This window comes from Desulfonauticus autotrophicus, from assembly GCF_055381725.1.
On the sequence record NZ_AP042395.1, the window covers coordinates 2,068,892 to 2,081,263 of the forward strand.

The 12,372-nt window shown below is 32.8% G+C and carries 16 protein-coding genes and 1 pseudogene; all 17 read left to right on the forward strand.

The features are described from left to right. Positions 1-15: 15 nt before the first annotated feature. The 17 genes and pseudogenes from ACZ42F_RS11730 (at position 16) to ACZ42F_RS11810 (ending at position 12,367) form a co-directional block, all read left to right on the forward strand. Positions 16-243 carry a ComEA family DNA-binding protein gene (locus ACZ42F_RS11730; RefSeq protein WP_464279119.1) on the forward strand — a complete coding sequence of 76 codons (228 nt, stop codon included), beginning with the start codon at positions 16-18 and terminating at the stop codon, positions 241-243. Positions 244-293: 50 nt separating this feature from the next. Next, positions 294-835: pseudogene (locus ACZ42F_RS11735) on the forward strand (AAA family ATPase); the annotation flags it as partial. Positions 836-1,243: 408 nt separating this feature from the next. Continuing rightward, on the forward strand, positions 1,244-1,840 hold the full coding sequence (locus ACZ42F_RS11740) for a PD-(D/E)XK nuclease domain-containing protein (protein WP_464280264.1): 597 nt from the start codon (positions 1,244-1,246) through the stop codon (positions 1,838-1,840). Between the two features lie 182 nt (positions 1,841-2,022). After that, on the forward strand, positions 2,023-2,412 hold the full coding sequence (locus ACZ42F_RS11745) for a MarR family EPS-associated transcriptional regulator (protein ID WP_464279120.1): 390 nt from the start codon (positions 2,023-2,025) through the stop codon (positions 2,410-2,412). Then, positions 2,405-2,857, forward strand: a complete 453-nt coding sequence (locus ACZ42F_RS11750; RefSeq protein WP_464279121.1) for a four helix bundle protein — start codon at positions 2,405-2,407, stop codon at positions 2,855-2,857. Before ACZ42F_RS11745 ends, ACZ42F_RS11750 begins: the two co-directional genes overlap by 8 nt. Positions 2,858-2,982: 125 nt before the next feature. Continuing rightward, positions 2,983-4,167 carry a GDP-mannose 4,6-dehydratase gene (gmd, locus tag ACZ42F_RS11755; protein ID WP_464279122.1) on the forward strand — a complete coding sequence of 395 codons (1,185 nt, stop codon included), beginning with the start codon at positions 2,983-2,985 and terminating at the stop codon, positions 4,165-4,167. Between the two features lie 92 nt (positions 4,168-4,259). Continuing rightward, complete coding sequence (locus ACZ42F_RS11760; protein WP_464279123.1) at positions 4,260-4,739, forward strand: four helix bundle protein; 480 nt, start codon at positions 4,260-4,262, stop codon at positions 4,737-4,739. After that, entirely contained in the window at positions 4,726-5,973 is a 1,248-nt protein-coding gene (locus tag ACZ42F_RS11765; protein ID WP_464279124.1) for a GDP-L-fucose synthase family protein, read from the forward strand. The genes ACZ42F_RS11760 and ACZ42F_RS11765 overlap by 14 nt, the downstream gene beginning before the upstream one ends. A 43-nt stretch (positions 5,974-6,016) precedes the next feature. After that, on the forward strand, positions 6,017-6,424 hold the full coding sequence (locus tag ACZ42F_RS11770; RefSeq protein ID WP_464279125.1) for a four helix bundle protein: 408 nt from the start codon (positions 6,017-6,019) through the stop codon (positions 6,422-6,424). A 146-nt stretch (positions 6,425-6,570) separates the two neighbouring features. After that, a complete protein-coding gene (locus ACZ42F_RS11775; RefSeq protein ID WP_464279126.1) occupies positions 6,571-7,569 on the forward strand; it encodes an NAD-dependent 4,6-dehydratase LegB in 999 nt (332 codons plus the stop codon). Then, positions 7,566-8,717: a LegC family aminotransferase gene (locus ACZ42F_RS11780; RefSeq protein ID WP_464279127.1), complete on the forward strand. Its 1,152-nt coding sequence runs from the start codon at positions 7,566-7,568 to the stop codon at positions 8,715-8,717. Before ACZ42F_RS11775 ends, ACZ42F_RS11780 begins: the two co-directional genes overlap by 4 nt. Next, positions 8,714-9,298 (forward strand): acetyltransferase, encoded by a 585-nt coding sequence (locus tag ACZ42F_RS11785; protein ID WP_464279128.1) that lies wholly within the window; start codon positions 8,714-8,716, stop codon positions 9,296-9,298. Before ACZ42F_RS11780 ends, ACZ42F_RS11785 begins: the two co-directional genes overlap by 4 nt. After that, positions 9,295-10,308, forward strand: a complete 1,014-nt coding sequence (gene neuB, locus ACZ42F_RS11790) for an N-acetylneuraminate synthase (RefSeq protein ID WP_464279129.1) — start codon at positions 9,295-9,297, stop codon at positions 10,306-10,308. The genes ACZ42F_RS11785 and neuB overlap by 4 nt, the downstream gene beginning before the upstream one ends. Then, positions 10,301-10,480 (forward strand): hypothetical protein, encoded by a 180-nt coding sequence (locus tag ACZ42F_RS11795; protein WP_464279130.1) that lies wholly within the window; start codon positions 10,301-10,303, stop codon positions 10,478-10,480. The genes neuB and ACZ42F_RS11795 overlap by 8 nt, the downstream gene beginning before the upstream one ends. 1 nt (position 10,481) lies before the next feature. Continuing rightward, complete coding sequence (locus ACZ42F_RS11800; RefSeq protein ID WP_464279131.1) at positions 10,482-10,631, forward strand: hypothetical protein; 150 nt, start codon at positions 10,482-10,484, stop codon at positions 10,629-10,631. Next, a complete protein-coding gene (locus ACZ42F_RS11805) occupies positions 10,628-11,293 on the forward strand; it encodes a glycosyltransferase family 2 protein (protein WP_464279132.1) in 666 nt (221 codons plus the stop codon). Before ACZ42F_RS11800 ends, ACZ42F_RS11805 begins: the two co-directional genes overlap by 4 nt. Before the next feature lie 15 nt (positions 11,294-11,308). After that, positions 11,309-12,367 carry an N-acetylneuraminate synthase family protein gene (locus tag ACZ42F_RS11810; RefSeq protein WP_464279133.1) on the forward strand — a complete coding sequence of 353 codons (1,059 nt, stop codon included), beginning with the start codon at positions 11,309-11,311 and terminating at the stop codon, positions 12,365-12,367. Positions 12,368-12,372: the final 5 nt, after the last annotated feature.

The following is a 12,372-nucleotide window of genomic DNA, read 5'->3' on the forward strand; positions in this document are numbered from 1 at the left end:
GTAATATTTTTCTTCATGTTTACTTCTTTGGTTTTGGCTAAGGTAAATATAAATACAGCTAGGCAAGAAGAGTTAGCATCTTTACCACATATAGGAACAGTTAAGGCAAAAAATATTGTCAGTTATAGGGAAAGTCAGGGTAAATTTAGCTCAGTAGAAGACTTATTAAAGGTAAAGGGGATAGGACCTAAGATTTTGGAAAAGATTAGGGCAGATATTTGTGTGGGTAAGGATTGTAAATAGAAGCTATTTCCCTCCTGCCTGAGAAATAAAAATAAATGTAGAGGATTAACATGAAAAAACTACCCATAGGAATACAAACCTTTAGAAAAATTCGGGAAGAAGATTATGTTTATGTGGATAAAACAAAAGAGGCTTATGAGTTAGTTAATAATTATACTTACGTTTTTCTTTCCCGTCCCCGCAGGTTTGGAAAATCTCTTTTCTGGATACCTTAAAGGAGCTTTTTGAAGGGAATAAAAGGCTTTTTGAGGGGTTATATATCTATGACAAATGGATGTGGGAAGAAAAATACCCTGTAATTAAAATAAGCTGGGCAGGTAATTTTCAAAGCCTGGATAGTTTAAAACAAGTAGCTCTGGATATATTTAAAACCAACCAGGAACAACTGGAAGTAAGCTGTGATAACCTAAAAGATCCAGGTAGTTGTTTTAGAGATTTGATTCACAGGGCTTATAAGAAATACAATCAAAAGGTTGTAATCTTAATCGATGAGTATGATAAACCCATACTGGATGTTATAGAAGATATGGAGCAGGCCAGGATAAATAGAGAATTTTTAAGTGGGCTTTACTCTATTATCAAAGATAACGATGCATATATCAGATTTGCCTTTTTAACAGGGGTTAGCAAGTTTTCCAGGGCATCAATTTTTAGTGGCTTAAATATGCTAACTGACATATCCCTAAATCCAAGATTTGGAAATATCTGTGGCTATACCCAGCATGATTTAGAGACAATTTTTAAGCCCTACTTAGAAAATGTGGACATGGAAAAGGTGAAACGGTGGTATAATGGTTATAATTTTTTAAAGGATAATGTTTATAATCCCTTTGATATATTGCAGTTTATCAGTAATAATTTTTTGTTTAGAAACTACTGGTTTGAGACAGGAACTCCATCCTTTTTGATCAAACTTATCAAAGAGAAAAAATATTTTTTACCCAGTTTGAGTAATTTGCAAGTGGATGACAAAATACTATCAAGCTTTGACATAGAGTATATGGATTTAGAAGTTTTACTCTATCAATCAGGTTATTTGACCATAGATGAAGTTATACATAATGAGCTTTTGCAATCTATAGAATACAAACTTCGGATACCCAATCTGGAAGTTCAGATATCTTTAAGCGACTACATAATTCGTTATCTTTACAATAGTGATACTAAGATTAAAGAATCATTGGTAAAATCTCTTTATTATGGAAAACTTGAAGATTTTAAAAAATCTCTTGTCTCTCTATTTTCCTCAATACCATATACAAATTATACCAAAAACGATTTAAATTTGTATAAAGGTTTTTATGCGAGTATAATATTTACCTATGTTTCCTCGCTGGGTTTTAGGGTTATTGGTGAAGATGTGACCAATAAAGGCCGTATAGATTTGACCTTATTTGCAGGAGATAAGATTTATATAGTGGAATTTAAGGTTGATGGTAAGAAAGGAGAAGCCTTAAAACAGATAAAAGAAAGAGATTATGCGCAGAAGTATTTAAATAAATCTAAAGAAATTTACCTGGTGGGTATAGAATTTAGCTCTGAGGAAAAGAATATTGTAAATTTTGAATGGGAGATGTTAGAGTGTTTAAAGGCTTAAGCGAGCGTTTCAACCCTATAAATGTGGCAGGGTGGAAGTTGGTTGTATGAATTTGGGAGTATGAAAGTTAGCTAGAAACTTGTTTTAAAACCAATTATACTCACCTTCCCTTCTTCAAAATCTACTTGACATTTTTTAAGAAGTTTAGAAAGTAAGTTCATCTGTTGAACAAAAAAATATGATTGGAAAAGGTTATGGCCTTTTTAGCAAATCTTGAAGAAATTTATAAAATTATCAAGGAAATAGAGAAGGATAGTAATGTCTCTCAGCGAGACTTAGCCAGGAGGCTGGGATATAGTCTGGGCAAGATAAACTATCTTCTAAAGGCGCTTGCAGAAAAGGGGATAATAAAATTTGAGCGCTTTAAAAAAAGTCCAAACAAATGGGCATATCGTTATCTCTTAACACCTAAAGGAATAAGGGAAAAATACAAAATTACTAAAAGATTTTTGCAAATAAAGCTTGATGAGTATGAGAGGCTAAAAAGGGAGATTGAGGAATTGGAGAGGGAAATGGGGGAAGGGGGAGAGGGTTTTGAGGTTGTAAAGGTTGTAGAGGTTGTAAATGGGTAATAGTTGGAAAGATTTGGTGGTTTGGCAAAAAAGTCATGATAAGGTATTAGATATTTACAAATTGATAAAGGATTTTCCAAGGACAGAGGTATATTCTTTAGTTGATCAACTTAAAAGAGTAGCCTGTTCTGTGCCTGCCAATATTGTAGAAGGGCATTCTAAGAAAAGTAAAAAAGAATTCTCCAGGTATTTATACAGTTCCAGAGGCTTTCTGGAGGAATTAAGATACTTCCTTTTGCTTGCGAGAGATTTAGGCTATATAAGCAAAGAAAAGTACAGTGAACTTGAAGACAAACTCACTGAAATAAGCTACCTCCTCAACCAACTAATAAAATCCATAACCTCTAGCTCCTCTACAACCTCTACCACCTCTACAACGTCTAAAACCTCTACAACCTTTACAACGTCTAAAACCTCTAGAACTTCTACAACCTCTAAAACCTAAGTAACCATGCTAACTGAGATGCTTAAAAGGGAGTTTGAGGAAATATATGAGGTCAAAAAAATGATTTTTCCCTGTTCACTTTTCACTAATCACTCTTCACTATTTACATGCCAAGGAGTCATATAGTGTCTAAAAAAATAGCTTTAATTACTGGAATCACAGGGCAGGATGGTTCGTATCTTGCCGAGTATCTTTTAGAAAAAGGTTATGAAGTACATGGGATTAAAAGGAGAAGTTCTCTTTTTAATACAGAAAGGATAAATCATTTATACCAAGACCCTCATGAAGAAAAAACCAACTTTTACCTCCATTATGGTGATCTTACAGACAGTTTAAACATTACAGCAATCATCCAGAAGGTTAAGCCTGATGAGATTTACAATTTAGCAGCTCAATCCCATGTGTACGTTAGTTTTGAGCAACCTGAGTATACTGCTCAGGTAAATGCCCTGGGTACCTTGAGGGTGCTTGAAGCTGTTAGACTGCTTGGTTTTACAGAAAAAGTGAAAATATATCAGGCTTCTACTTCAGAGCTTTTTGGAAAGGTGCAGGAGATGCCTCAGACAGAAAAGACTCCTTTTTATCCCCGTAGCCCTTATGGGGTCGCCAAGATGTATGCTTACTGGATAACAATAAATTATAGAGAATCTTACAATATGTTTGCCTGTAATGGCATCTTGTTTAATCACGAATCACCTGTAAGGGGCGAGACCTTTGTTACCAGAAAAATAACCCGTGGCTTATCCAGAATATTTCTTGGTCTTGATAAAAAGATCTATCTTGGTAACTTGAATGCCAAAAGGGACTGGGGGCATGCGAAAGATTTTATAAAAGGGATGTATCTCATACTTCAACAACCTGAACCAGATGATTTTGTCCTTGCAACTGGTAAGACCACTGAAATAAGGGAATTTGTAAGGAAATGTTGCGAAAAATTGGGTTGTAAGATAGAGTTTAAAGGTACAGGGGTTGATGAAAAGGGAATTTTAGCAAATGTTGAATTAGAAATATTGAATGATGAATTGAAAGAAATAGGAGCTACTGAAGAAATAATTCAACATTTAACATTAAAAATTAAAAATTTAATTGGCAAGCCAATTGTTGAAGTTGACCCAAGATATTTCAGGCCTGCGGAGGTTGACATACTCCTTGGAGATGCAACAAAAGCTAGGGAAAAGCTTGGCTGGAAACCAGAAAAGACTCTTGATGATTTGATAGATGATATGCTCAAGTATGATTTGGAGAAAAGTTACAGGGAGTTGGTGTTGAAAGAGTGTGGGTTTGAAGTGGTGAGGAGTTGTGGGGTTTAGAGGGGTGAGTAAAGGTTAGTAGAGGTGAGTAGAGGTAGTAAAGGTTAGTAGAGGTTAGTAAGGGTTAGTGAAGGTGGGGTAGGAAGATAAGAATGAGAAATTGGAAAGAGTTGGTTGTGTGGCAAGAATGCCATAAACTGGTAATTGAAATCTATAATCTGATGAAAAGGTTTCCAAAGGATGAGACATTTGGATTGTGTTCGCAAATAAAAAGAGCAGCGGTATCAATTCCAGCGAATATCGTAGAGGGCCATTCAAAAAGTTCAAACAAAGATTTTGTGAGATTCTTGTATATTTCTAGGGGTTCACTGGAAGAATTAAAATATTTGCTCTATTTGTCTAAGGATTTAGGCTTTATCAATCTACAAGACTATAAATCATTAGAAGAAAAATTAGCTAGAATTGGCTATCTTTTAAATAATTTTATGAAATCACTAAACAAAACCTCTACAACCCCTACAACCCTTAAAACCTCTACTACTCTTAATACTTCTACAACCTCTAAAACCCATACACCCTCTACAACCTCTACTAACCCTAAAATAAAGGAATTTCCCAATGAATCAAAATAGCAAAATAGTAGTTTTTGGTGCTTCAGGCCTTGTAGGTTCAGCGATCGTAAGAAAACTCATTGAAAAAGGGTACAATAACATAATAGGCACCTACAACTCTAGAAAACCCACATCTACAACCCCTACACCCTCTACAACCTTTCTCCCCCTCAACCTCCTGGACAGTAATGCAGTATCTCAATTTTTCGAAACACATAACCCAGAATACATCTTCCTAGCCGCAGCAAAGGTGGGTGGAATACTCGCAAATAATATATATCGAGCAGATTTTATTTATGAAAACCTTCAGATACAAAATAATGTAATTTATAACGCCTATAAATATGGTGTTAAAAAACTACTGTTCTTGGGGAGCACTTGTATTTATCCTAAAAATTGTCCACAACCTATAAAAGAGGAATATCTATTAACTGGTCCTTTGGAATATACCAATGAGCCTTATGCCATTGCCAAAATAGCCGGTATAAAGATGTGTGAGAGTTTTAATCTGCAGTATGGTACAAATTTTATCTCAGTAATGCCAACCAATTTATATGGTCCCAATGATAATTTTGATTTAGAAAAATCACATGTTTTACCGGCATTAATAAGAAAAATGCATCTGGGAAAATGTCTGGAAGAAGATAACTGGGAAGCTATAAGAAAAGACTTAAACAAAAATCCTATTGAAGGTATTGATGGAAGCGCAACAAAGGAAGAAATATTAAAAATTATAGATAAGTACGGCATTAAAACAACTTCTACAACCCTTAAATCCTCTATAACCTTTACGACCTCTAAAACTTCTATTACCTCTAAAACATCTAACACCCCAACTTCTATTGAAATCTGGGGCACCGGCAAACCGATGCGCGAATTCCTCCATGTTGACGACATGGCCGATGCCTGCGTTTTTATCATGGAAAACATTGACTTCCACCATATAACATCTACGACCTCTAAAACCTCTACAACCCCTATAACCTCTCCAATCCTCACGACCCCTGAAATCCGCAACACCCATATTAACATCGGTACCGGCAAAGATATTTCTATCAAAGAACTTGCCTATTTAATCAAAGATATTGTTGGTTTTAAAGGAGAATTTTATTTCAATACAGAAAAACCGGATGGAACGATGAAAAAACTTACTGATGTAAGTAAGTTAAATAGTTTAGGGTGGCAACATACTATCGAACTAAAAGATGGGTTAAGAATGGTGTATGAGTGGTACTTTGGAAATGTTGAATTTTGAATGCTGGATGTTGAATAAAGTTGATGGTGAATAAAATTGAATTTTGAATGTTGGATGTTGGATTTTGGGTGTAGGTTATAAGATGCAAAATACTAAAAATGAAAATTTAGTTAAAGAAAAATCTTTCGCTTTTGCATTACTTATCATTGATTGTTATAAATATTTAAGTAGTAAAAATGAATATGTATTATCTAAACAACTATTAAGAAGTGGTACGAGTATTGGTGCAAATATTGAAGAAGCACAAGCGTCTCAATCTCGCAAAGATTTTTTATCTAAACTATCAATTGCAAGCAAGGAATCAAGAGAAACCCTATATTGGCTTAACTTATTGAAAGCATCGAATTATTTAGATGACTATCAAAAAGCAGATAAACTTTTTGAGGAAATTAATTCTATAATAAACATTCTAACAAAAATTGTAAAAACAGTGAGTAGTTCAATAAAATGATATTCACATCAATAATTCAAAATCCAAAATCTAAAATCCAAAATTTATTGAATCATGAAGGTTTTCGCCGCTACTTTGCCAAAGGTACTATGTCACATAAATACTTAGAGTTTGTAGAGTTAATAAAATACTTGGAGTGATAGTATATGAATCTAAAGAATAAGAAAGTACTTGTTACCGGTTCTTGTGGATTTATAGGTAGTCATTTAGTTGAAAGGCTTTTAGAGGAAGGTTGTGAAGTTAGAGCTTTTGTGTTTTATAACTCTTTTAATCATTGGGGTTGGCTTGAAACATTACCAAAAGAAAAATTAAATAAAATAGAGATTTTTACAGGAGACGTAAGAGATCCAAACGGAGTTAGAACTGCTGTTAAAGGTGTAGATGTTATTTTCCACCTTGCAGCGTTGATAAGCATACCCTTTAGTTATCACTCTCCGGACAGCTATGTAGATACGAACATAAAAGGAACATTAAACATATTACAGGCTGCAAGAGATTTTCAAGTCGAAAGGGTTTTGGTAACTTCAACTTCCGAAGTTTACGGCACTGCCAAGTATGTACCTATAGAAGAAAACCATCCAAAACAAGGACAGTCTCCTTACTCAGCTTCAAAAATAGGAGCTGATTATATAGCGGAGAGTTTTTACAGAAGCTTTGACCTGCCTGTTGTTATAGTTAGACCTTTTAACACATACGGACCAAGACAGTCCGCAAGGGCAGTAATTCCGACAATCATAACTCAGCTTCTATCAGGAGAAAAAGAAATTAAATTAGGGTCTTTACACCCCACAAGAGATTTAGTTTTTGTAAAAGATACCGTTGAAGGGTTTGTAAGAATAGCTAAGTCTGAAGATACTGTAGGACAGGAAATAAATATAGCAACGGGTAAAGATATATCCATTGGTGATTTGGCAAAACTAATTATAAACAAGATTAATCCTGATGCAAAAATAATAACAGATGAGAAGAGAATTAGACCGGAAAACAGTGAAGTAGAAAGGTTATTAGGTTCTAACGAGAAACTGAAAAGTTTAACAGGGTGGGTTCCTCAAACTTCTTTAGAGGAAGGTTTGGATATAACTATAGAGTGGTTTAAAAATCCTGAAAATTTAAGACATTACAAACATTGGGTGTATAATATATGATAAAAGCTTGGTACAAAGATTTTATTGATTTTGTTAAAAACCTCTATAAAAGGGATACTGTTCCTTTACACGAGCCTGTGTTTATAGGCAATGAAAAGAAGTATGTTTTAGATTGTATAGACTCTACTTTTGTATCCAGTGTAGGAAGGTTTGTTGATGTAGTTGAAGAGAAGCTGGCAGATTTTACAGGTGCCAAATACTGTGTGATGACGGTAAACGGAACATCTGCATTACATGTAGCTTTACTACTGGCAGGTGTTAAGTCTGAAACAGAGGTTATCACACAACCTTTAACCTTTGTGGCAACTTGTAATGCCATATCTTACTGCAGTGCAAAACCTGTTTTTGTAAATGTCAATGAAGATACTCTTGGAATGAGTTTGGAGAGCTTAAAAAGATTTGTTGAGAACAATTGTAAGCTTGAAAACGGGAAGTTGATTAACAAAATTACCGGAAGACAAATTTCTGCAATAGTGCCTATGCATACTTTTGGTCATCCATGTAGGATAGATGAAATTGTAAAATTGGCTAAAGAGTACAACTTACCTGTAGTAGAAGACGCTGCAGAATCAATTGGAAGTTGTTATAAAGGAAAACATACAGGGACTTTTGGACTTTTAGGAATATTAAGCTTTAACGGAAATAAGATTATAACTTCCGGCGGAGGAGGAGCTATACTTACAAATGACGAAGAACTGGTAAAAAAAGCAAAGCACATCACCACCACTGCAAAAATTCCTCACAGATGGGAATACTACCACGATAGCATAGGATACAACTACAGGATGCCAAATATTAATGCAGCTTTGCTTTTAGGTCAGCTTGAAAATTTGGAAAAATTTATTAAAACAAAAAGAGATTTAGCCATTAACTATAATGGATTTTTTGAAAGTGTAGGAGTAAAGTTTGTTTTAGAACCTGAAAAGGCTTTTTCAAACTATTGGTTAAATGCTATATTATTAGATAACAGATTAGAGAGAGATGAATTTTTAGAGTATACAAACAATAACGGAGTTATGACGAGACCGTGCTGGGTTTTGATGAATAAACTGCCAATGTATAAGGATTGTTATACATTTGAATCAAAAGTAGCGGAGTATTTAGAAGATAGATTAGTAAACATACCCAGTGGAGTTATATATATATGAAAAACAAAAAAATCATATTGGTAGGTGGTGGAGGACACTGTGAAGCCGTAATAGATGTGATAGAGTTGTCAGGGGATTATGAAATAATAGGAATTATAGATGTTAAAGAGAAAGTGGGAAGTGAAGTGTTAGGTTATAAAGTGATTGGAACAGATGAAGATATAAAAGATTTAAAAAAGGAAGTTGACTATGCCTTTATTACTATAGGACACATATATAGTGCTGAGAAAAGAAAAAACATATATAACTTATTGAAGGTAAATGGCTTTACTATTCCTACTATTATCTCGCCGAAATCTTATGTATCAAAACATGCAAAAATTGGAGAAGGAACAATAATAATGCACGGTGCGATATTAAACGCAGGAGCTGTGATAGGTAGAAATTGTATTGTAAACTCTATGGCTTTAATTGAACATGATGCAGTTGTTGGAGACTTTTGCCATATCTCGACCGGTGCAATAGTTAATGGAGGCGTAAAGGTTGGCGATTTCACATTTGTAGGTAGCAATGCGGTGACAAAACAATATATAGAGATACCATCCAATTCTTTTATAAAAGCGGGGTCTTTAGTAAAATGAAAACATTTATCATAGCAGAGGCAGGAGTTAATCATAACGGAAGTTTAGAAATTGCAAAAAAGATGGTAGAAGTGGCAAAGGAATGTGGAGCGGATGCTGTTAAGTTTCAAACTTTTAAGGCTGAAAATGTAATAAGTAAATTTGCTCAAAAAGCTGAATATCAAAAACAAACAACATCTGCAGATGAATCTCAGCTTGACATGGTAAAAAAATTGGAGATTTCTTTTCATGATTTTAAGGTATTAAAAGATTACTGCGATAAAGTCGGGATCACTTTCCTGTCAACTCCTTTTGATTTTGAAAGTATTGAGTTTTTAGAAAGTATTTGTATGGAAATATTTAAAATACCAAGTGGAGAGATAACAAATCTTCCTTATTTAGAAAAAATAGGGAAACTAAAGAAAAAAGTTATTCTATCTACCGGAATGGCAGACCTTGGAGAGATAGAAGATGCATTGGATATATTGATTCAATCTGGGACTTCAAGAGAAAATATCACTGTACTACATTGCAACACAGAGTACCCCACCCCTTACGAAGATGTAAACCTGCTGGCTATGATTACCATAAAAGAAGCATTTAAAGTAAAAATAGGCTATTCTGACCACACATCGGGGATAGAGGTTCCAATTGCAGCAGTAGCCCTTGGAGCTTCTGTTATAGAAAAACATTTTACTCTTGATAGAAATATGCCCGGACCTGACCATAAAGCCAGTTTAGAACCCCACGAGTTAAAAGCTATGATTCAAGCAATTAGAAACGTTGAAAAAGCATTAGGAGACGGAATAAAAAAACCATCAAAAAGTGAGTTAAAAAACAGAGATATAGCAAGGAAATATATCGTTGCAAAAAGAGATATAAAAAAGGGAGAGATCCTTTCAGAGGAAAATTTAGCAGTTAAAAGGACAGGAAGAAAAGGTATATCCCCTATGAGATGGAAAGAGATATTAGGCTTAAGAGCTCCTAAAGAATTCAAAAAAGATGAAATGATAGAGGTTTACTGTGAATAAAAAAATATGTGTTTTTACTGGGACAAGAGCCGAATATGGGCTTTTAAAACCATTAATGGAAAAAATAAGAGAAGATAAAGAGTTTGAACTTCAAATAATAGCATCGGGTATGCATTTATCTCCAGAATTTGGTTTAACATACAGAGAAATAGAAAAAGATGGATTGAAATAGAGTGGATTTTTGTCATATTTCAACAGGGGCTATTGTAAATGGGGGAGTTGAAATAGGAAATTATATTTTTTATGGTTCAAATGCAGTAAGTAAAGAATATATAAAAATAAAAGAAAATAGTTTTATTAAAGTAGAGAGTATTGTTAAATGAAAATAGCTTTTTTAACTACTGTTTTTCCAATGAAAGAAGAATTTTTAGAAGATTTTTTTAATTCACTAGAAAATCAGACATATAAAAATTTTGATTTAGTTGTTGTAAATGATAATTATGATGATTTTAAAACAATCAAAAAAAAATATAAAGCTTTAAATATAATTGAAATTAAATATTCTAATACTTTTGCAAAAAATAGAGAATTTGGAATAAATTGGTGCAAGAAAAATAATTATGATATACTTATCTTTGGTGATAGTGATGACTATTTTTCAAAAAATAGAGTTGAAAAATCTATTGAAGTGCTTAAAAAATATAATATTATTGTAAATGATTTAACACTATTTAATAAAGATGGTATAGTTGTGGATAAATATTTTTCACAAAGAATAAAAAATAAAACATTAATTGATTATAAATTTATAGAGGATAAAAATATTTTTGGTCTTTCTAACACTGCTATTAATCTTCATATTTTAGATAATAAAGTTAAATTTCCTAAAAATATAGTAGCAGTAGATTGGTATTTTTTTAAAAAACTGCTAAAAAAATATAGTGCTTTATTTACAAATGAAATAATTACTTATTATAGACAGTATGAAAATAACACTTTAGGTTTAAAAAACGACGGAAAGTTTTTATTTTGGTGGGAAAAATAATTAAAGGAGGAAAATATGAAAGTAAAATTAACATATAAGAAAGAAGTATATAACTTTTGTGAGCCCTATATAATAGCTGAGCTTGGTTCAAATCATAATGGAGATATGGAACTTGCTAAAAAATTAATAATTGAAGCAAAAAAAGCGGGTGCTGATTGTGTAAAATTTCAAAGTTGGAGTAAGGATACTATTTTTTCAAGAGAGAAATATAAAGAAAATTATTTTTTAGCAGATGATTATAGAAACAGAAATGATACTACGTTAGAAGAAATAGTGGAAAAATATTCCATTTCAGAAGAAGAATTATTGCAAATTAAAAAATTTTGCGAAGAAGTTGGTGTTGATTTTGCTTGTACACCTTTTAGCAAAAGAGAAGTAGATTTTTTAGTTGATGAATTAAATGTTTCTTTTATTAAAGTAGCTTCAATGGATTTAAATAATTATCCATTTTTAGAATATATTGCTAAAAAAAATAAACCTATTGTTTTATCAACTGGGCTTAGTGAATTATATGAAATAGATAAAGCAATCAGAACAATAGAAGAAGAAGGAAATAAACAGATAGTTATATTACACTGTATTTCTAAATATCCTCCAAAAGGTGAAGAAGTAAATTTAAGTAGTATAAAAACTCTTCAAACTATTTATCCTTATCCTGTAGGTTTTTCTGATCATACATTAGGATATGAAATTCCTCTTGCGAGTGTAGCTTTTGGATCTTGTGTAATAGAGAAACATTTTACATTAGATAAAAATTTACCAGGTTGGGATCATAAAGTATCGGCTACACCGTATGACATGGAAATAATTGTAAAAGGTAGTAAAAGAATCCAAAAAGCTTTAGGAAGTTATAGGGTTACTGCAGAAGAAGATTTAGAAAGAAGGATTGAATTTAGAAGAAGTATTGTAGTTACAAGAGATATGAAAAAAGGTGAAATTATTAAAGAAGAAGATATTGATTTTAAAAGACCAGCAAGGGGATTACCCCCCGAAATGGCAAAATTTGTAATAGGTAGAAAAGTTAATAAGGATTTAAAATATGACCATATTTTAACTAAAGATGATATTATTTAAATAAA